18 protein-coding genes are annotated in these 19,331 nt (G+C 71.1%); 3 read left to right on the top strand and 15 right to left on the bottom strand.

The window, feature by feature from the left end; all coding sequences use genetic code 11:
- Positions 1-2 precede the first annotated feature (2 nt).
- From ACFYPS_RS00590 to ACFYPS_RS00560, 7 genes are all read right to left on the bottom strand, one after another.
- The gene (locus ACFYPS_RS00590; RefSeq protein ID WP_387322084.1) at positions 3-1,295 is read right to left on the bottom strand and encodes an ABC transporter substrate-binding protein; all 1,293 of its coding nucleotides are present in this window, start codon (positions 1,293-1,295) and stop codon (positions 3-5) included.
- 34 nt (positions 1,296-1,329) lie between these two features.
- Positions 1,330-2,169, bottom strand: coding sequence for a carbohydrate ABC transporter permease (locus tag ACFYPS_RS00585; RefSeq protein ID WP_387322082.1), 840 nt, complete (start codon positions 2,167-2,169; stop codon positions 1,330-1,332).
- A gap of 1 nt (position 2,170) precedes the next feature.
- Positions 2,171-3,106 carry a carbohydrate ABC transporter permease gene (locus ACFYPS_RS00580; protein ID WP_387322080.1) on the bottom strand — a complete coding sequence of 312 codons (936 nt, stop codon included), beginning with the start codon at positions 3,104-3,106 and terminating at the stop codon, positions 2,171-2,173.
- Positions 3,103-4,194, bottom strand: a complete 1,092-nt coding sequence (locus ACFYPS_RS00575; protein WP_387322078.1) for a LacI family DNA-binding transcriptional regulator — start codon at positions 4,192-4,194, stop codon at positions 3,103-3,105. Before ACFYPS_RS00575 ends, ACFYPS_RS00580 begins: the two co-directional genes overlap by 4 nt.
- A 173-nt stretch (positions 4,195-4,367) precedes the next feature.
- Positions 4,368-6,002, bottom strand: a complete 1,635-nt coding sequence (locus ACFYPS_RS00570; RefSeq protein WP_387322075.1) for an ABC-F family ATP-binding cassette domain-containing protein — start codon at positions 6,000-6,002, stop codon at positions 4,368-4,370.
- Positions 6,003-6,233: 231 nt separating this feature from the next.
- On the bottom strand, positions 6,234-6,413 hold the full coding sequence (locus ACFYPS_RS00565) for a hypothetical protein (protein WP_387322073.1): 180 nt from the start codon (positions 6,411-6,413) through the stop codon (positions 6,234-6,236).
- Positions 6,414-6,472: 59 nt separating this feature from the next.
- Positions 6,473-7,078 (bottom strand): TetR/AcrR family transcriptional regulator, encoded by a 606-nt coding sequence (locus ACFYPS_RS00560; protein WP_354967463.1) that lies wholly within the window; start codon positions 7,076-7,078, stop codon positions 6,473-6,475.
- Between the two features lie 143 nt (positions 7,079-7,221).
- Here ACFYPS_RS00560 and ACFYPS_RS00555 point away from each other — a divergent pair, with 143 nt between their 5' ends.
- Positions 7,222-8,325, top strand: coding sequence for an aldo/keto reductase (locus tag ACFYPS_RS00555; protein WP_387322071.1), 1,104 nt, complete (start codon positions 7,222-7,224; stop codon positions 8,323-8,325).
- Positions 8,326-8,428: 103 nt separating this feature from the next.
- Here the strand turns inward: ACFYPS_RS00555 and ACFYPS_RS00550 are convergent, their stop codons facing one another.
- A complete protein-coding gene (locus tag ACFYPS_RS00550; protein WP_387322069.1) occupies positions 8,429-8,947 on the bottom strand; it encodes a hypothetical protein in 519 nt (172 codons plus the stop codon).
- Positions 8,948-9,069: 122 nt separating this feature from the next.
- Between ACFYPS_RS00550 and ACFYPS_RS00545 the strand changes: the two genes are divergently transcribed.
- On the top strand, positions 9,070-9,747 hold the full coding sequence (locus ACFYPS_RS00545) for a TetR/AcrR family transcriptional regulator C-terminal domain-containing protein (protein ID WP_354967460.1): 678 nt from the start codon (positions 9,070-9,072) through the stop codon (positions 9,745-9,747).
- Positions 9,748-9,840: 93 nt separating this feature from the next.
- Here ACFYPS_RS00545 and ACFYPS_RS00540 read toward each other — a convergent pair whose 3' ends face one another.
- The 4 genes from ACFYPS_RS00540 to ACFYPS_RS00525 form a co-directional block, all read right to left on the bottom strand.
- The gene (locus ACFYPS_RS00540; RefSeq protein WP_387322067.1) at positions 9,841-10,857 is read right to left on the bottom strand and encodes an alpha/beta hydrolase; all 1,017 of its coding nucleotides are present in this window, start codon (positions 10,855-10,857) and stop codon (positions 9,841-9,843) included.
- 129 nt (positions 10,858-10,986) lie between these two features.
- On the bottom strand, positions 10,987-11,919 hold the full coding sequence (locus ACFYPS_RS00535) for an acetyltransferase (RefSeq protein ID WP_354967458.1): 933 nt from the start codon (positions 11,917-11,919) through the stop codon (positions 10,987-10,989).
- A 199-nt stretch (positions 11,920-12,118) separates the two neighbouring features.
- On the bottom strand, positions 12,119-13,318 hold the full coding sequence (locus tag ACFYPS_RS00530) for a low temperature requirement protein A (protein WP_354967457.1): 1,200 nt from the start codon (positions 13,316-13,318) through the stop codon (positions 12,119-12,121).
- 216 nt (positions 13,319-13,534) lie between these two features.
- Positions 13,535-15,070, bottom strand: coding sequence for a flavin-containing monooxygenase (locus ACFYPS_RS00525; RefSeq protein ID WP_387322064.1), 1,536 nt, complete (start codon positions 15,068-15,070; stop codon positions 13,535-13,537).
- A gap of 245 nt (positions 15,071-15,315) precedes the next feature.
- On the opposite strand from ACFYPS_RS00525, the gene ACFYPS_RS00520 reads away from it, so the two are divergent.
- Positions 15,316-16,269, top strand: a complete 954-nt coding sequence (locus ACFYPS_RS00520; RefSeq protein ID WP_354967455.1) for an AraC family transcriptional regulator — start codon at positions 15,316-15,318, stop codon at positions 16,267-16,269.
- Positions 16,270-16,297: 28 nt separating this feature from the next.
- Here the strand turns inward: ACFYPS_RS00520 and ACFYPS_RS00515 are convergent, their stop codons facing one another.
- From ACFYPS_RS00515 to ACFYPS_RS00505, 3 genes are all read right to left on the bottom strand, one after another.
- Positions 16,298-17,239, bottom strand: coding sequence for a sensor histidine kinase (locus ACFYPS_RS00515; protein ID WP_354967454.1), 942 nt, complete (start codon positions 17,237-17,239; stop codon positions 16,298-16,300).
- Between the two features lie 127 nt (positions 17,240-17,366).
- Entirely contained in the window at positions 17,367-18,584 is a 1,218-nt protein-coding gene (locus tag ACFYPS_RS00510) for a GAF domain-containing SpoIIE family protein phosphatase (RefSeq protein ID WP_354967453.1), read from the bottom strand.
- Between the two features lie 209 nt (positions 18,585-18,793).
- Positions 18,794-19,321: a hypothetical protein gene (locus ACFYPS_RS00505; RefSeq protein WP_387322061.1), complete on the bottom strand. Its 528-nt coding sequence runs from the start codon at positions 19,319-19,321 to the stop codon at positions 18,794-18,796.
- Between the last annotated feature and the right edge of the window lie 10 nt (positions 19,322-19,331).

Genomic DNA, 19,331 nt, shown 5'->3' with positions numbered 1-19,331 from the left:
GTCTACCTCAGAACCTGCTTGCCACCGTCGACCAGCTGCGTGCCGAGCTGATCGAGGGTGATCTTGTTGGCGAAGTACTGCTGGAGAGCCGGGGTGGCGTACTTGGTCTTCCACTCCGGGTAGCCGTCGGCCTGCTGGAACGGGGCGACGGTCAGGTCCGCGGCGCTGTCCGCGGCGACGTCCCAGCCCTGCTTGCCGGTGGTGACCTTGACCAGCTCCTCGTTGGCCTGCTTGCCGGTCGGAACCAGCCAGTCACCCTTGGCCAGGGCGGACATGTTGGTCGGGTTCAGGAAGTACTCGAGGAACTGCGCGGCCTGCTTCTTGTGCTTGGAGTCCTCGGAGACCGACAGCGTCTGCGGGTTGGCCGCCTGCTTGGTGGAGAGCCCCTTGACTGGCGGCAGGGTGACCCACTCGAAGCCGGCCGGCGCCTGCTCGACCATCTGCTGCCGCAGCGACACCGAGCCGGGCAGCATGGCGTACTTGCCACCGAAGAAGCCGGGCAGGGTGTCCGCGCCGCTCATGCCGAGCGCCTCCGGGGACGCGGACTTCGTCGCGTAGATCATGTCGTGGATCCGCTTCGGGATCTCCTTCTCCGCGTCACCGACCCGGACCTCGGTGCGCCCGCCGTCGGTGTAGAAGAACTTCCCGTCGTAGTTGAGCGCCAGGTTGAGCACCCGGTTGGTCGGCGACTTCAACGCCCAGGCCACGCCGTACTGGCCCGGCTTGGTGAGCTTCTGCGCGTTGCCCTGGAACTCGTCCCAGGTCCAGCCGCCGTCGGCCGGCGGCACCGCGACGCCGGCGGCGTCGAGCAGCTTCTTGTTGGCGATGACGACCTGCGACTCCAGCAGGAACGGCACACCGGCGACCTTGCCGTCGAACGTCGCGGTGTCCCAGACGCCCTTGTCGATCTGGCCCTTCAGGTCGTCGGAGACGAGCCCGGAGAGATCGGCCAGGTAGCCCTGCTTGCTGAACTCGCCGATCGAGGACGCCTCGTAGTGCACGATGTCCGGTGCGTCGCCGCCCTCGAAGGAGGTCAGCAACTGGTCGTGCACCGAGTTCCAGTCACCCTGGACGTACTCGACCTGGATGTCGGGGTGCTCGGCGTTCCACTTGGCGACGAGGTCCTTGTTGACCTGCAACGACTCCTTCTGCCAGGCGAGGCTCAGGAAACGCAGCTTGACCGGGCCGGACGTGGCCTCGTCGCCGCCGCCGTCACCGCACGCGGCGAGCGCGCCGAGGCCGACGACCGCGACCGCGGTGGCCGCGGCCAGTCGACGGAATCGGGTACGGAGCATGGGGGTACCTCCTTGGTGGTGGGTGGGGGACGGTTCAGCCCTTGACCGCGCCGGCGAGCGACCCGGACGAGAGCCGGCGTTGCATGAACGCGAAAAAGATCAGGCTGGGCAGCGTGGCCAGCAGCGAGCCGGCCGCGAGCGGCCCGAGTCGGGCGGTGCCCTCGATGCCGACGAAACGGGCCAGCGCCACCGGCAGGGTGGCCAGCTCGGGCGTCTTGATCAGCACCAGGGCGAAGAAGAACTCGTTCCAGGCCGAGATGAAGGAGAAGAGCGCGGTCGCGACCAGGCCCGGGGCCAGCAACGGGAAGACCACCCGGCGCAGGACCTGCACCCGGCTCGCCCCGTCCACCGAGGCGGCCTCCTCCAGCTCGCGAGGAATGTTGCGGACGAAGCCCTGGAGCATCCAGAGAGCGAACGGCAGCGCCCAGACCACGTAGATCAGCACCAGCCCGGCGTGTGTGTTGGCCAGTCCGACCTGCCGCAGCACCAGGAAGATCGGGATGATCAGCAGCACGAACGGGAAGAGCTGCGACAGCAACACCCAGCCCAACGCCGCGGTGCCGAGCTTGGAGCGGAACCGGGCCAGCGCGTACGAGGCCGGCATGGCGACCAGCACGGTCAGCACCGCCGAGGCCAGCGAGACCTGGAGGCTGTTCAGTGCCGCCCTGCCCAGCTCCTGCTCGGTGAAGGCCTGGACGAAGTTCTGCACGGTCGGGTCGCTCGGGATCAGCGTGGGGTGCAGCCGCACCAGCTCCCGCGGCGGCTTGAAGGCCGTCGAGAGCAGCCAGATCAGCGGGAACCCGAGGAAGATCAGGTAGCCGAGGAGCGCCAGGTACTGCAGCGCCCGCCCGGTACGGCTCGGCTTTCCGAACATGTCAGTTCGCCTCCCTCAGCCGGCGCCGGAGATAGACCGCGAGCAGCGCGATGATGAGCACGACCATCACGTTGCCGAGCGCGGCGGCGTAGCCGTAGTTGCCGTAACGGAACGCCTCCTCGTAGGCGAAGAGCATCGGCAGCATGGTCTTGCCGCCCGGCCCGCCCGCGGTCAGCACGTACACCAGCCCGAACGAGTTGAAGTTCCAGATGAAGTCCAGCGACGTGATCGCCACGATCACCGGCGCCAGGGCGGGCAGCGTGACGTGCCGGAACCGGTGCCACGTGCTGGCCCCGTCCACCGCGGCCGCCTCGTGCAGCTCGCGGCCCACCCCCTGGAGGCCGGCGAGCAGGACGACGGTGGTCTGTGGCATGCCGGCCCAGACCCCGACGAGGATCACGGCGGGCAGTGCCGTGCTGAAGTCGCCGAGCCAGTTGGTCCGCAGCCCGTCGGCGCCGATCCGGTGGAAGAACTCGTTGAGCAGGCCGGCGTCCGGGTGGTAGACGAGCTTCCAGAGGATGCCGACCACGACCGGCGGCATCGCCCACGGCACCACGGCCAGCACCCGGGCCACGCCCCGGAACCGCAGCTGCTGGTTGAGCAGCAGGGCCAGCCCGAGGGCGAGCAGGAACTGGAGCACCGTCACCCCGACCGCCCAGAGCAGCCCGATCTTGAACGAGTTCCAGAACAGCTCGTCGCCGAGGAGTTCGCGGTAGTTGGCCAGGCCGGTGAAGGACACCTCGACGTTGCGCCCGGCCCGGGCGTCGGTGAAGCCGAGGTAGATGCCGCGCAGCAGCGGAAACACCGACAGCACCAGGATCGGCAGCAGCGACGGCAGGAGCAGCAGGTAGATGGTGGTCCGGTCGGAACGGAACCGGCTCGGCCGGCGGGCCGGTCCGGCCCGTTCGACGTCCGGCCGCTCGGCCAGCGTGGTCATGAGGTCACCCCTTCGCTGGTCGGGTGGGTGGTCGGCGGGGCGGCCAGCCGGGGTGCCGGCAGCGGCGTGCCACTGGACGCCCGGATGGCGAGGCTGGGTGGCACCTGCTCGCGCCGGGGCGGCAGGGTCGGGTCGGCGATGCGTTGCAGGAGCAGCTCGGCGGCCCGGCGACCGCGCTCGGCCGAGCCGAGCGAGACGCTGGAGAGCTGGGGAAACATCATCCGGGCCAGCTCGGTGTCGTCCATGCCGACGACGGCGACGTCCTGCGGCACCTGGCGCCCGGCGGCGAGCAGGGCGTGCAGCGCCCCGACCGCGATGAGGTCGTTGGCGCAGACCAGGGCGTCCGGGTCGGCACGGGCGAGCAGCCGCTCGGTGGCGGCCCGGCCGGCGGCGTACTGGAAGTCGCCGACCTCGATCAGGTCCTCGTCGAGCCGGATGTCGTGTCGCGCCAGCGCTGCCCGGAAGCCGGCGTCGCGCGCGGTGCCCGGGACGGTGTCGAGCGGGCCGTTGACGAAGCCGATCCGGCGCCGGCCGCTGGCGATGAGGTGGTCCACGGCCAGCGCCACACCCTGCCGGGAGTCGGTACGCACGTTGTCGACCGCGGCGTCCGCGCCGAGCTGGCCGACCACCACCACCGGCACCGGGCTGTCCAACAGCGCGGTCAGGTGGTCGTCGGTGACCCGGATCGGCGAGACGATCATCCCGTCCACGTAGCGGTTGGCCAGCCGGCGCAGCAGGGCGGTCTCGTTGTCGATCCGTCCGCCGGTGGCGTGCACCAGCAGCTGCCGCCCGGAGGAGGCGACCACGGACTCGATGGCGCGCATCATCTCGACGTAGACCGGGTTGCCGATGTCCTCGACGGCGAGCGCGACGAGGCCGGTGCGCTGGGACTGCAGCGACCGGGCGATCGCGTTCGGCACGTAGCCCACCTCGGCCGCCGCGGCGCGTACCTTGCGGATCGTCTCCGGGCTGCCGCCGACGCCGTTGAGCACGCGCGAGGCGGACGCGATGGAGACACCGGCGCGGGCGGCGACCGTGTGCACCGTGGGCCGGCCGTCAGCCGGTTCCTGTAAACGTTTACGACCCACGTTCGACACCTCCAGCCGGTTGCTGTAAACGTTTCCGGGAGTCTGCGCCGCCCTTGGCGGAGAGGTCAAGGGCTCGTTACGAAAACGTTTCCAACAGTCGACGGGCGGACCCGCCTCGTTGATCAAGAGATTTGCGTCATCCCGCCCGGCGTGTCCTGACGCAAACCTCTTGGTCAACGGCGGGTGGACGGCCCGACGGTGAGGGTGATCTCGCGGCCCGGCCACCGGGAGCGGAGGCGTCGGTCGTGGCTGGCGACGATGATGGCGCCCGGTCCGGTGCCCAGGGCGTCCTCCAGCTCGTCGCAGAGCCGTGGGGAGAGATGGTTGGTCGGCTCGTCCAGCAGGAGCAGGTCCGGCGGGTTGGCGACGAGCACCGCGAGAGCGAGCCGACGGCGCTGGCCGACCGACAGGTCCGCCGCCGATCGGTCGAGATCCCTGGGCACGAGCAGCCCGAGTGACGACAGCGGCACCGCTTCGGCGCGCTCGGCACCGACGGCACGACCGAAGACGTCCCGGGCGGTCCGCGACGGATCCTCGAAGGTGGTGTCCTGGGTGAGCAGACCGACGCGCAGGTCCGGCCGCCTCCAGACGGCTCCGGTGCCACTGACGCGTCCGGCGAGGACGGCGAGCAGAGTGGACTTGCCCGCACCGTTCGGGCCGCTCACCAACAGCCGGTCGCTGGCGGCGACCTCGAGGTGCGCCATCCACAGCCGATCGGGTATCCGCACCTGGCGCATCGTGGCGACGATGTCATCGCCGGCGCCGGTGGCGAGAACGGGTGCCTGGAAGCGCAGCGGCTCCGGTGGCGCGGCGACCTGGTGACGCTCCAGTGTCTCCAGTCGGCGGGTGGCGTCGCGGACACGGCGGGAGATCTGGTTCTGCACCCGGCCGGCGGTGTGCCCGTACCCCATCTTCTCGCTGTCGCGGGGGCCACGGCCGTGGGCGACCTGGTGCCCGGTCACCGCGGCGGCCTCGCGCAGTTCGGCGAGGAGCGCCTGCTCGTCGTCGTAGCGCCGGCGCCAACGGTCGGCCTCGGCCCGCTTGGCCGCCAGGTATGCGCTGTAGCCACCGCCGTAGCGGACCGGGCCCTCGACCGCCGGGTCCAGATCGATGACGTCGGTACACACCGCGTCCAGAAACGCCCGGTCGTGGCTCGCCAGCACGACCACCCCGGGCATCGCGCGGAGTTGGTCCTCGCAGAACGCCGCCGCCGCGTCGTCGAGGTGGTTGGTGGGCTCGTCGAGCAGCAGCGCATCCGGCCGGCGGACCAGCATCGCGGCCAGCGCGAGGCGGCCCCGCTGCCCGCCGGACAGCTCCGCGAGCCGCCGATCGTGCGCGATCCCGCCGAGGCCGAGGCCGGCGAGCACGGTCTCGGCACGCCGGTCGGCGTCCCAGGCGTCCCGGTCCTGCGCCCGCTGCAGGGCCGCACCGTACGCCGCCAGCAGCTCGGCGTGCCGCTCGGCGCCCTCCGGTGCGTCGGCCAGCGCGGCGCCGAGCCGGTCCAGCTCGGCGAGGTCCGCCCGGGCCTCGCGCAGCGCGTCGTCCAGGACCGTGGCGACCGTCGCGGACGCGGCGTAGGGCATCTCCTGGTGCAGGAAGCCGAGATCCGGTGGGCGCGCGACGGTGCCGGAGTCCGGTTCGTCGACGCCGGCCAGGACCCGCAACAGGGTGGTCTTGCCGGTGCCGTTCTCACCGATCAGGCCGATCCGGTCGCCGGGCGCGGCGGTTAGGGAGACACCGTCGAGCACCCGGCGCGTACCCCGGATACGGAGAAGGTCATGGGCGATGAGGGCGGGTCGAGCAGACATGAAGACCTCGGAGAAGGAAGATCCGGGCGCACACAGGTGGCCCGGCGGGAGCAGGGCATGACGACAGAGGCCGCGGCGACGGCAGCGCGATCACGCGCCCGTCGGCGGCCGGTCCGGGCTCTCACCCGGAGATGTCGTCGTCACCTGCCACGCTTGCTCCGATCTCCAACAACTCGGGCGAAAGGATAGCTCAGCGCGGACGCTCAGCTCTCGGTGTGGCGCGGCACGACCTCACCCTGCGCCGATGCTCGACGAGCTGTTGTCCGACGAGTTGCCCGGCCTCGACGTGTACCGGCCCGCCCGCCGCCCAGACCGCGCACGGCGTCCCAGCACGCTGATGATCGTCAGCAGCAGCGCGGCGAAGAGCAGGATCGAACCGCCCAGCAGCGTTGCGATCATTCCCACCGACATGGTCGACCACCCTTCTCCGGGCCAGCTCCCGTGCGGCCGGAAAGGAGATCCTGACACGGTCAGGCGGTGCGGGAACCCGCCCGCAGGGAGTCGATGGTGAGGTCCAGGGCGGCCTCAAGGTGGTCGATCTTCCCGGTGGCGAGCAGCAGCAGGACGCCGCCCTGGATGCCGGCCAGCAGCGCCGCGGCGGCACGGTCGGCGTCGACCTCGGGGGCGATGTCCCCGGTCGACTGCATGTGCCGGATGCCCTCGGTGATCGCCTTCTGCCAGCGCCGCATGAGCCCGGCCACCACCGCCTGCGCGCCCGGCCCACGCCGGCCCGCCTGGCCGAGCAGACCGTTGAGCGGGCACTTCACGCCCTGCGCGAGGTAGCGCTCGATGAGCCGGTCGCGCCATGCCAGCCACGCCGGCCAGGACGTCAGGTTGCTGAGCATCGGCTCCTGGTCGATGAGCACCTGGTCGGCCTCGTGCTGGGCCACGGCGAGCAGCAGCTCGTCCTTGCCCTCCGGGAAGTAGTGGAAGAGCTGGCCCTTGCTGGTGCCGGTGCGGGCCATCACGTCCTCGAGGCGTGTCTCGTCGACGCCGCGCTCGCGGATCTCGGCGGCGGCGCCGGCGACGATCCGCGCCCGGGTCGCCTCGCCCTTGCGGGTCAACGCGCGCGTCATGAAACCTCCGTCACCGCCTCCTCGTCTGGACCTGGCGGTTCAACCGTAGCTCGCTCTTTGGACTTGCGGGTCCATTTTTGCCGAGCAAAAGTCTGGGCCGCGCGGTCCGCTCCGGGCCGGCGAGCGATCGGGAGGACGCAACGATGAACCAGTACTACCTGCTCGGGCGGTCCGGTCTGCGGGTGAGCCGACTGGCGCTGGGCACGATGAACTTCGGCGTGGATGGGTTCCACGCCGCGTACGGCAGGACCGAGGAGGAGGCGGAACCGATCTTCCGCCGTTACCTGGAGGCGGGCGGGAACCTCATCGACACGGCGGACTTCTACACCGCCGGTGAGAGCGAACGCATCCTCGGCCGCCTGATCGACCGGGCCGGTGTCCGGGATCGGCTCGTGCTCACCAGCAAGGCCACCAACACCATCGACCCGACCGACCCGAACGCCAGCGGCAACGGTCGCAAGCACATCGTGCGGGCCGTGGAGGCCTCGCTGCGCCGGCTCGGCACCGACTACATCGACCTGCACCTGCTGCACACCTGGGACCGGATCACACCGGTCGAGGAGGTCGTGCACACCCTCGACGACCTGGTACGCGCCGGCAAGATCCGGTACGCCGGGCTCTCCGACGTACCGGCCTGGTACGCGGCACGGGCGCAGAGCTACGCCGAGGCGCACGGGCTGGCCCCGATGATCACCGTGCAGCTTCCGTACTCCCTGGTCGCGCGCGACATCGAGGCGGAGTACGTGTCGATGGCCCAGACCCTCGGCATGGGCCTCACGGCGTGGAGCCCGATCGGCGGCGGTCTGCTCAGCGGCAAGTACCGGCGGACCGGCGAGGGCATGAGCGGGACCGGCCGGTTGACCAATCCCGACGCCCCGGGTCGAGAGATCAACCCCAGGGACTGGCAGGTGATCGAGGCGCTCGAGGGCGTGGCGGCGGAGCTGGGCCGCAGCATGGCCCAGGTCGCGATCAACTGGGTGGCGACCCAGCCGGCGGTCGCCTCGGTGGTCATCGGGGCGAGCAGCCCGGAGCAGCTGGACAGCAACCTCGGCGCGCTCGACTTCGAGATCCCGGCGGACGCGCGTCGCCGGCTCGAGGAGGCCAGCGCACCGCAGGTCGGGATGCCCTACGGGATGTTCACCCCGCAGTACCAGTCCTGGGTCGTGAGCCCCGGCCTCGGCATCGGCGACAAGCCAGCGGGATATGCCCCGCCGGTGTTCAACGGCGCCACCCCGCCCGTCAACTGACGGAGCACGACAATGGCGCAGGGCCTTCGCGGCGACAGCATCGCCGCGAAGGCCCTGTTGCGTGCACCCGCCGGCTCGCCGCCGCAGGATCGGGAGCGAAGGGTCAGACGACGGAGACGGCGACCAGGGCGACGGCGGATCCGGCGAACACCACCGTGTTGCGGAGGTAGGTCTGGGCGCGCACCCAGCGCGGGAAGGCGCCCTCGGCGGCCGCGAGGAAGGGCTCGACCTGGATGCGGGTCAGCTCCGGGTCGCCCTTGCGGCGGAAGGCGGCCTGGACGGACTTCACGGCGGTGCGGTTGCTGTAGACGATCACCACGTTCATCAGCACGACCAGCGAGGAGAAGATCCAGGTCAGCAGCTGGGCCGGGTCGGCGCCGGCGAGGTTCAGGGCCGCGGTGGCGGTCATCACCGCGGCGACGGCCACCGGGGCGGCGGTCTCGTGGCCACCGGCGTCGAACCGGAGCCTGTTCTCCTCCAGGATCCCCGGGCGGACGTTCTGGCGGCGGAGCTCGGCCTCCGCGGCGGCCTTCGCGACCGGGCCGAAGCGGTGACGGACCAGCGGGATGCTGACGAAGGCTGCGGCGACGAGCAGTTGCATCACGGCGGCGAGGGTGTTCACGGGGGCCTCCCTTGAGTTGCACATTGTTCAAGTAGCTGGCGGTGATGACGGTAGCGGACGACTTGAACAATGTGCAAGACGGTCGTTGAACTTTGTGCAAGCGAGTGCGTACCGTGAGGGGCATGGCACGCGACACCCTCACCCGAGACCAGATCGTCCGCACCGCCGTCGAACTCCTCGACGACGAGGGCCTCGAAGGCCTGAACATGCGCGCCCTGGGCAAACGCCTCGACTCGGCTGCCACGGCCATGTACTGGCACGTCAAGAACAAGGACAACCTCGTGCTTCTCGCCACCGACCGGGTGTGGGGCGAGCTCACGCTGCCCGACCTGGACGCGGTCGACTGGCGGACCGCGGCCACCGCCATGGCCGTCGACCTGTACGAAATGTTCACCCGGCACCCCTGGCTGGTGCAGGCCTTCGCCGCACACGTCCTCTACGGGGAGGGCAAGGCACGGCACGACGACCACACGCTCGCCGTCTACGAGGCCGCCGGCTTCCGCGGCGCCCAGGCCGACCAGGCCGCCTCCACGGTCTTCACCTACGCCCTCGGCAACGCGGCCGGCGCCGCCGCGACCGCCTCGCTCACCCGGAAACTCGCCCGGGACGACACCACCGCCGAGGAACAGTTCCAGGACGCCATGACCAGGGCCCAGGAGATCGCCATGCGCTATCCCCGCCTGCGCGCGCGCCTGGAGACCCCGGCGGCGGCCACCTATGCCGCCGCTCCCGACCGGGCCTTCGAGTTCGGTCTCCAGGCCCTCCTCGACGGCCTGGAGCGGCAACGGGCTGGGAGTTGAACAAGGCCCAGACGCGACCTCGCCGGCCGGTTTTTCCAGCGTGTCCCCACGACCGTGGGCCAGCAGGCGCCCAGTGCCGCCGTCGTCCGACGGCTACTCGGCCGCGCCGGTCGTCCGGGCGAGTCCGGACGTCGGCACCGGGTCTCCCTCGTACAGCGCGACGTACCGCCGGCGCAGGTCGGATCCGTCGGTGCCGAGCGCGCCGAGGTCCAGCACGTCGTGGCGGACGCCCAACGACTCCGGCAGTTCGCAGACCCGCAGTGGGATCGCGTTCGCCTCGGCGATCCGGGCCGGCACCGTCACCGCCGCACGCCGGTCCACCACCCCGTCGAGGGGACTGATCGCGACCGCCGCGGTCAGCAGACCGGTCCGTCGTGGTGGGCGCGGGAAATCGCGCGCGATCGCCAGGTACTGCGCGACCGCGGACAGGGAGTAGCCGCGCGAGGTGACACGGTCGGGCAGGATGCGGCGCCCGTACAGCAGGATGAGCGGCTTGACGGCGAACGCCGGCGCCTGACGCGGGTCAGGGCCGAAGAACGGCGACAGCAGCAGCAGACGCCGCACGACGTCGCCGCGGACCTGGGCCAACCAGGCGGCCAGAACCCCGCCGCCGGAGATCCCCACGACACCGACCTCGTCCCCGAGACCCGCCGCGACGGTCAGCGCCTCGGCGGCGTACGCGGTCAGGTCACCGGCCTCGACCTGATGATGGGCCCGCCGGTCCACCGTGCCGTGGTGGGGAGCGCGCGGAACCCAGACGTTGTAACCACGGGCGAAGAACTCCTCGGCCATCTCGTCGAACTGGTCCGGCGCGTGGGTGTATCCGTGCAGCAGCAGCACCGCCCGGTCGGTACGGGAGCCGTGGCTCAGCAACCGGCTGCGCGACTCCGGCCGGAGCAGCGGATCCGCGGCCTCGGCCGAGACGATGGTCTCGGCGACGCGGGTGGCGGCGGCGAAGTCGAGCGCGTCCGCGGGCGCGCTACGCGGCTCACGGCGGCGCGACGGCCAGAGAAGGCGCCCGACGACTGCCGCCACGACGAGCGTCAGCCCGTCGCCGATGAGCGCGACCCAGTAGTCGAGGAAGGTGTGGTGCCCACCGAACAGGTCCATCGACGTCAGGCCTGGTGGCAGGGGTTGACAACGATCTTGGACACGGCCAGATCCTCCCACCGGCCGTTCGGTCGATGCGGCGGTGGGTAGGGGTACGCCCTGGTGGCGCCAGGGCGTACCCCCGGTCGGTCAGCCCAGGCGGCCGGCGGCGGCGACCGCCGGATCGGGCGGCGTGCCGGTCGCCGGCGCGAAGAGGACCCGCGAGCGCAGCTGTCGGAACCCGGTCCGTTCCAACTCCGCCAGCACCGCCACCCGGTGGGCGTCCACGTCGGCGATCACCTCCCGCGCGCCACCGGCTGCCAGCACCCGGACCGCCTCGACCAGCAGCTCACTCCGGACGGCCTCGTCGAGCAGACCGAGGTAGGCGATGAGCGGGTAACAGGCGTCGCCCGCTGGTCCGACAAGCCCGACCGGCACGCCGTCGTCCAGCGCGACCCGCCAGTCCCCCGCCGGACCCCGCAGCCAGGCCAGCGGGTCGGTGGCCAGGTCGACGCCGCCGACCGCCCGCGCTATCTCCACACCGGTCAGCACGTCCGGCTCGGCGATCCGGGCGACCAGTGCGTTGATCTCGGTCGGGTCGGCGGCCGGGCGGAAGGCGTACCGCCCGGAGGTGGCCGGCAACGGCGTGCCCGTCCAGGAGCATCTCAGCCGCTCCCCCCGCTCGACCAGCCCGGCGAGCCGAGCCGCCGCCATCGGCGCCTCCACCACGGCCAGCACCTCGGGCCGCCGCCGCCAGTGCGCCGGCATGGCGGCGAAGTACAGGCCGGGACCGCCCAGCGCCTCGTGGGCGGCGCGCAGCAGTGCCGCGCCCACCTCCGGCTCGGCGTCCAGGTCGAACCGCTCCAACCAGGGCGCACCGACGGCACCCGGCGGAAGGAGCCAGGCCGCCCGGGCGACCACCCGGCCGCTTCGGAGGGCGACCCAGGTGGTCTCGGGTCGGTAGCCGCCGCCGGCGATCCCGTCGGCGTAGCCGACCTTGCGCAGTTGGGGCAGCGGATCGGGCATGGAGTCGAACATGTGTTCCTCGCCCGCGACGAGCGGACGGATGACCAGGTCGGTCATAGGTTGATCCTCCGGAAAGCGAGCGCCCCGGGTCAGATCCGCGTGGACGCCGGGGCGCGGAGGGGGCGCAGAACATCGGACATTGTTCTGACCTCCTCCCGGCTCGACGGCGTGCCCCAGAACCTATCCGAGGTTCTCGCCGGCGGCAAGACGCGCTCGGGCTGCCGTGCCCGCGCGGAGAGGTGTACCCCGAGGCCGGCTACAGCTGCGGATTGGTTTCCGGTCCGCGCCGGTGGGCGAACCCGTCGGAGATGGCGATCCCGGCCAGGATCGACCCGGCGGTGACAACCGCCGCGATCGGCGGAAGGAACACCATCGGCGGCGCGGCCACGACCAGCGCCAGCGCCCCGAGCAACAGCACCCGGCAGCGCGCCCCGGTGCGGGACAGTTGCTCCAGGTAGGTCCGCCCGATCAGGAACAGCGCCGGGCCGCCGAAGATGACGACCACCAGGGCCCAGTCGATCGGCGGATCCGGGTCCTCCATGATCTGTCCGAAGCCGACCGCGAGGCAGATGATGCCGCCGACGATGAGCAGCAGGCTGAAGCTCGCCCACCGGGACAGTTGCATCCCCTCCCCGGCCGAGCTGGCGGTCGTGTCCCGACCCGGGCCCGCGTGGTAGAAGTAGATCCGCCAGAACGCCACCACCGCCACGAACGCGGCGACAAGGGTGATGGTCCGCAGGGTCGAGAAGCCCGGGAAACTGATGGTGAGGCCGGCTTCGAGCACCACCTCGGCGAGCGCGATCATGAAGAACTGGTTGTACCGCTCGGCGAGGTGCATGTAGGAGACCCCGGACAGGGCGTTGCGGCGTGCCCCGGCAATCCCGAGGGCGGGCCAGTTGGTGGCCGCCCCGACGACCTCGATGGAGAGGGCGACGGTCCAGAAGACGCCGCGGCCGAGCCCTCCGCTGATGCCGCCGCCGATCCACAGCACGCCGGACACCGCGTGCCAGCTCAGCACCCGGGCCGAGACCTCCCGTATCGGATGGCCTCGCAGGGCCCACGTCAGGTAGAGCGGGCGGCCGACCTGAATGAGGACGTACGCGCACGCGAAGATCACACCGCGCTGCCCGAACGCCTGGGGCAGGGTGACCGACAACACCAGCGTGCCGAACATCGTCGCGAGCAGGAGGATCTGGATGTCGGTTCGGCGCGGGTCGTAGGTGCTCGCCATCAGGGCGTTCAGCGACCAGATCATCCACATCGCCGCGAAGAACAGCAGCGTCTGACCCGCCTCCGACAGCAGCGAGTGCCGGACGATGGTCAGGTCGTCGGCGACCCGTCCGGCGAGACGGGCGAGCGCGAAGACGTAGACGATGTCGAAGAGCAACTCCAGGACGGTTGCCCGTTGCGGGCTCCTGCTGTCCCCGAGCCCTCGGAACGCCGCGCCCGTCAGCACGGAGGGGTTCAGCTACCGGCCAGGGCCGCCGGCACGGGCACCGGGACGTCCAGCTTCCAAGCCTGGTGGCGATGCTCGGTGCTCTGCCCCGCCGCCATCGCCCCCGCGCCTCCTCGCCGACCGGTCCAGCCTCATCTGTGATGAGGCATTTTATCCCGGTATTTACCCCGCCTTGACGGTTATCGCGAATACGCCTTCGGTGACGGTCCAGCCCCCTCACCGCGCTGCGCGAGGGGCCGGGGTCGGTTCGACCCGGTCCGTCGCGCGGCCCTCGGCGGTACGCCGGATCATGCGGGTCGTCACCCTCCGGTAGGAGCGCGGGTCGACGGGCAACAGCCACTGTCGGGCCCGTGCCAACCGGCCGAGGTTGAGCCCCAGCTCATCGAGCACCTCGTCGATGTTGTGCATCGAGAACGGGATGACGTTCGTGCCCCGGGCGTGCCGCCCGCTGGTCCGCGCCGCCATCCAGGCCACCCGCGTGCGAACCTCCTCGCGCATCCGCTCCCGGGGCGGCAGTGCGATCCCGCCCCGCAGGTGGGCGGCGGTCCAGACCGCGGCCATCTCCGCGCTCAGCGGACTGAAGAACGAGGAGTTGTAGCCGGCGAAGGTCAGGCGTGGGACGTCGATCGGCAGGATCTGCCGGTAGAGCATGAAGTTGCCGGCGGCGTCCTGGAGCCGGGCGTGCAGCGCGTCATCGAAGAACGGAACGTGCTGCCGGAAACCGGTGCCACAGATCACCAGGTCCGCGGCGAGCACCGTGCCGTCGTCGAGGCGGGCGGCCGGTCGACCGTCGTCGACCAGGAGTTCTCTGATCGTCCGGTCCCGGTGGACGGTGATGTGGCCGTCCGCGACGCGCTCGAAGAAGCCCTCCGTCGCGAGGCTGACGGTGCTGCGGGCGATGTCCTGGAAGGTGCCGTTCGGCACGAGGCCCAGCTCGCGCAGCTTGAGCTGCCTGGTCGCGACCGACCCGACGCTGTCGAGCATGGTACGGCGCAGACCGTCTCCCGGACCGTGCAGGAACCGCTCGACGCCCTTCAGGCTGAGGTAGCGGAACAGCGCCTCACCCATCCTGGTGAGCAGGAGGTACTTGTAGTTGAGTAAGTTGCCGAGCTTCCTGGGCATCTTCCAGAGCAGCTCGCGGGCGACGAGGTGGGTCTGGGCGGCGACGTCGCTCAGCGGGACCGCCACGTCGCAGGAGGACTTGCCGTAGCCGACGACGAGGACGTTCTTTCCCCGGGCCGCCGCGAGGTCGTGGAAATCGCCCGCGGCCAGGACCCGTCCTCCGGCGGCGGTGAAGTCCTCGCGTCCGTCGAAGGACGGGACGAGAGGATCGGAGAAGATGCCGTTGGCGACGATGAGGTGGTCGTACCGCTCCACGGTCACCGGGTCCTGACCCGTCGGGCGCGACGCGAGCAGCCACCCGGTCTCGTCGTCCAGGAGTGCCGCGGAGACGACCTCCGTGGAGAGACGCAGGACAGCGTCGAGCCCGAACATCTCCACGTAGCTTTCCAGGTACTGCTGGACCTGCTCGCCCGTCGGCCACTGCGGGTAGTGCGCGGGCATGGGGAGGTCGGAGAGGTGGTAGGTGCCCTTGTCGTTCTGGGTACGAAGGCCGGGATACCGACGGGTACGGCTCCACACTCCGCCGACGTCGGGCGCCTTCTCGAACACGGTGACGTCGAAGCCACTCTGCCGCAGCACCTTCGCTGCGCTCAGGCCGGCGAATCCAGCGCCGACGACGGCGATCCTCATGGCAGCCTCCGGAGAGTGTGTGTGACCCGCTGGCGAGGTACCGCGGCAGCAGAGGCGCTGGCGGTGTCAGCACGCTAACGGGCACGGCGGACGGGCCGCTATCCGCCGTGCGCGAGGTGTGTCCGCCGCGCGCAGCCGGCACCCGAGCCGTTCCTTGTCGGGTCGGCGGCTTTCCCGTGCTGCCCGCCCGGGTCGCGTCCTAGGGTCAGCGCAGCGGGACGCCCGGGAGGTGTCGGATGGATGCCGTGACGGTCAGGACCGACGACGTCGAGCACGCTCGTGCCGAGGTGGGTCGCGTCTTCTGCCCGCACCGGCTCACACCACAGGCGGGTGTCCGCGACGTTCGACTGCGGATGGCGGCCCGTCGCGCGGGAGGCGTGGGCGTCATCGACCTCGACTACGGCCAGGCGGTCCGGATCCAACCCGGCCCGCTGGAGACCTTCTACCTCGTGCAGATCCCCCGCAGCGGCAGCACGATGGTGCGGCACGCCGGCCATAGCGTGACCTCGACGCCCGACGTCGCCTCCGTCCTCTCCCCCTACGACGCGTCCGACATGCACTGGTCCGCGGGTTCGCCGCACCGGATCTTCTACGCCGACCGGCGCACCGTCGACCGGGAACTCGCCCGCCTGCTGGGCCGGCCGGTGGACGGCCCGGTCCGCTTCGACATCGGCATGACCATGACCACGGCCGCCGCGATGGCGTGGGCACGCGGTGTGGACTTCCTCGCCGACGAGCTGTCGCAGCCGATGGACGCCTCCCTGCTCGACCACCCTCAGGTCGCCGCTCGGTTCCAGCAGGGACTCATCGGCAAGTTGTTGCTGGCCCACCGGCACACCCATTCCGACCAGCTCGCCGAGCCGGCACACCACACGGCCGCCGGGCGCCTCGTGCGCCGGGCCTGCGCCCTGATCGCGGACCACCACGGCGAGGCGCTGACGGTCGGGGATGTCGCGGAGGCGCTCCGGGTGAGCGTACGAACGCTGCAGGACTGCTTCCGCCGCGAGTTGCAGACGACGCCGACGGCGTACCTGCGCGCATGCCGGCTCGATGCGGTCCACCGTGCGCTGCGCGCGGCCGGCCCCGGCGCGTCCGTGACGACCGTTGCCCTGCACCACGGGTTCGTCCATCTTGGCCGCTTTGCCGGCGACTACCGGGTGCGCTTCGGCGAGTCGCCGTCCACGACCCTGCGCGGCTGAGGTCTCCGGCTGCCGGGTCGCTCGGCCGTCAGCGGTGCATGTGCAGGCGGATCGTGGTGGCACCCGGCACGGTGTGGACGCGCACGAGATCGCAGAGCTGGTTGACCAGGAGGAGCCCGCGGCTGCCGGGCTGCTGCGGCGGCACCGGGATCCGGCCGGCGAGTGGATTCGTGATGTGCCCGGTGTCGGTGAGCTGGCAGACCAGCCGGGTGTCGTCGGTCCAGACCGCGAGGGTGCCGCCGCCGGCGGTGTGCTTGATCGTGTTCGCGGCCAGTTCGCTGACCGCCAGGGTGAGGTCGGAGACCCGGTCGGGGGGCAGGCCGGCCGCGGTGGCCTCGGCGGTCACCACCCGACGGATGGCCGAGAGGGCGTGCAGGTCGATGGTGATGGTGGTCGCCTGGGCGGGCGGGTCCTGCAGCGGCAGATTGAACCCCGCGGCCACCGCGACCGGGTCGGCGTAGTGCGGGCTCTCCCGCACCACGCTGCCCAGCTGGACGACGGGATGGGTGCGGTGGGCGTCGTCGAGCCAGCGTCGGTCCAGGTGACGGGTGTCGTAGGGGCAGAGGATGGTGGCCGGCCGGCCGGCGAACGCGGCGTTGATCAGTGCCTCGTGCTGGGCGCAGGCGGGGTACTCGGTCGCGGTACGGCCGGCCCAGATCGGTTCGCCGATGATGCGCACCCGCTTCCCGGCGTGGGCGGCGGCGAAGGCGAGCAGGACACCCGGAATGATCCGGCCCGGGTTGCGCCCGGCCACGCTCATGTCGTGCAGCTGCACCCTGCCCGCGTCGGTGCCGAGCGCGGCGCGGATGTGGTCGAGGTTGTCCCCCGGGACGGCGACCATGACCGGCTCGTCGGCGGCGAGGCCGGCCTGGATGAACGGCAGCGTGCCGGCCAGGTAGTCATCGCGGTAGGCGTAGAAGAGAGCGGGGTGCGCGAAGCTGTCGGTCCTGGTGGCGACGGAGATACTCAAGCTGCGGCCTCCGAGGTGCGTGATCCGGCCGCCGCGTCGGCTCCGGCAGGATCAGTCCGGGGACCTGCGTGGCACCGGTCAGGTGCACTGTATGGGCGACAGCTCTGGAACAGCCGGTCAGAGTCGTTCACGGGACACGTCTGTTGGCCGAGTGGATGGCGAGCAGGGCGATGTCGTCGGTGGCCTGCTCGCCGGCGAGTGTGGTCATGACACGGGCGCAGACTTCCTCGGCGAGACCTGGTTCAACGGCTGCACAGAGCCGGTCGATGCCGACGTCGATGACCTCGCCGCGGCGTTCGACGAGCCCATCGGTGTAGCAGATCAGCAGGGCGTCGGAGGGGAACGCGACGTCGGTGCACCGGCGGGCCGGCTGACGTGAGCCGACACCCAGGGGAAGATCGACGGGAATCTGCAGCGTCTCGGCGGGGTGTCCTGGCCCGGCCAGGACGGGTTGCAGGTGGCCGGCGAGGGAAACCCGGATGACGGTGCGGTCCGGGGAAATCATGGCGTAGAGGACCGTGGCGAGGTTGCCGGTCTCGAAATGCTGGATCTTGCGGTCGAGCAGGGTCAACGCAGTGGCCGGGTCGTCGCAGACCAGCGCGTAGGCGCGCAGTGCGCTGCGGAGACGCCCCATGACGACCGCCGAGCGCAGGCCGTGCCCGGACACGTCGCCGATGACGACACCCAGCCAACCGGAGGGCAGGGTGAACACGTCGTACCAGTCGCCGCCGACGCCGGCGTCGTGGCCGGGCACGTAGCGGGCTGCCATGTCCACACCTGGCGCGTCGGGCAGGTGGGTGGGTAGCAGGCTTCGTTGCAGTGCGAGGGCGGCGCTGCGGTCGAGGCCACTGGCCCGGGTCCGGCTGGCGAGGCTCGCCCGGTCGGCGGTGAGTTGCAGCAACTGCACGTCGTCACCGGTGAATTGGTGCCGCCGCAGGCAGCCGACATGCAGGACGCCGATCAGCTCGCCGCCGGCGAACATCGGCACACCCAACAACGAGCGGACTCCGCGACCGAACAGAGCCGGGTCGTCCGCGGCGGTGACGTTCTCCACCAGGACGGGCTGCTTCTCCTGGGCGATCCGGCCGGCGAAGCCGCTGCCGACGGGGATCCGCGCACCTTCGCGGACGTCGTCCCCCAGGCCCTTCGTCGCGGTGGTCACCAACTGCTGGGCGTGCAGGTCCAGCAGCAGGATGGCCGCGGTGTCAACGCCCAGCACCTCGCGGATACGATCAACCAGCTCTTCCAGAAGGTCGTTGACGTCGAGCTGGGACAGCGCGGCGTCGGTAACCGCCTCGATGCGACGCAGCCGCTCGTCGCTCCCGCTCCCCTGCACGTCAATCACGGCAGGAAGCCTAACCCTTGCCCGGCCAGGAGCAGGTCATGAGGACGTCCCGTATCGGTCCGGCCCGTCGAGCGCCCATCAGTCACCCTGGGAGACGGAACTGACCCACCGGGTCGATCATCACGACCATTTGACGCTTTTCACCGTTTTTGACCGATGCCTGGTACGCCGAGAGCCGCCCCGGCCCACGTCAGCCGCACCGGCGCACGTCAGATGGCCGCTGCCTTGGCCACCTTCCACTCCCCGTCCACCGGGACCAGGGTGAGCACCACCCGGTTCTGGTCGACCTTCTCCCCGGCCGTGTTCACGTTGCGCCGGTACTGGTTGAGGTAGACGAGCAACTCGACCCGTTCGGCGGTCGCGGTCACCACGCCCGTCGCGGACACCTCCGCCGCCACGATCGCCTGCTGGGTGGCCGCGGTCTGCTTCAACGCCGTCGTGGTCTGCTCGTACTCCGTGCCGAACTGTCCGGTGGCGAAGGCGCGGCCGTTGGTGACGCTGTCGTCGAACGTGCGGTAGTCGTAGGAGAAGATCGCTTTGGCGGCGGCGGGCGCCGTGGCCAGCGCCTGGCGTACGGCGCTGTCCCGCCGCTCGGCGCGGTGGTCGCCCCACCAGCCGGCGCCGGCGACGGCGGCCGCGAGCACGATCGCGACGACCAGCGCCGGGACGAGCCGGATCCGGGTGGGGCGCAGCCGAGGAACGCGCGGCCGTCGCGGGAATCGGACCAGGGTACGCACGTGTCCTCCC

The sequence above is a fragment of the Micromonospora sp. NPDC005087 genome, assembly GCF_042872965.1.
Lineage (GTDB): Bacteria > Actinomycetota > Actinomycetes > Mycobacteriales > Micromonosporaceae > Micromonospora.
The sequence above is the reverse complement of the archived record's forward strand: the minus strand, read 5'-3'. Positions and strand labels throughout refer to the sequence as shown.

Coding starts and splice junctions, on each gene's coding strand:
- ACFYPS_RS00590 (WP_387322084.1), bottom strand. CDS start 1,295: ATGCTCCGTACCCGATTCCGTCGACTGGCCGCGGCCACCGCGGTCGCG.
- ACFYPS_RS00585 (WP_387322082.1), bottom strand. CDS start 2,169: ATGTTCGGAAAGCCGAGCCGTACCGGGCGGGCGCTGCAGTACCTGGCG.
- ACFYPS_RS00580 (WP_387322080.1), bottom strand. CDS start 3,106: ATGACCACGCTGGCCGAGCGGCCGGACGTCGAACGGGCCGGACCGGCC.
- ACFYPS_RS00570 (WP_387322075.1), bottom strand. CDS start 6,002: ATGTCTGCTCGACCCGCCCTCATCGCCCATGACCTTCTCCGTATCCGG.
- ACFYPS_RS00565 (WP_387322073.1), bottom strand. CDS start 6,413: ATGTCGGTGGGAATGATCGCAACGCTGCTGGGCGGTTCGATCCTGCTC.
- ACFYPS_RS00560 (WP_354967463.1), bottom strand. CDS start 7,078: ATGACGCGCGCGTTGACCCGCAAGGGCGAGGCGACCCGGGCGCGGATC.
- ACFYPS_RS00555 (WP_387322071.1), top strand. CDS start 7,222: ATGAACCAGTACTACCTGCTCGGGCGGTCCGGTCTGCGGGTGAGCCGA.
- ACFYPS_RS00545 (WP_354967460.1), top strand. CDS start 9,070: ATGGCACGCGACACCCTCACCCGAGACCAGATCGTCCGCACCGCCGTC.
- ACFYPS_RS00540 (WP_387322067.1), bottom strand. CDS start 10,857: ATGGACCTGTTCGGTGGGCACCACACCTTCCTCGACTACTGGGTCGCG.
- ACFYPS_RS00535 (WP_354967458.1), bottom strand. CDS start 11,919: ATGACCGACCTGGTCATCCGTCCGCTCGTCGCGGGCGAGGAACACATG.
- ACFYPS_RS00525 (WP_387322064.1), bottom strand. CDS start 15,070: ATGAGGATCGCCGTCGTCGGCGCTGGATTCGCCGGCCTGAGCGCAGCG.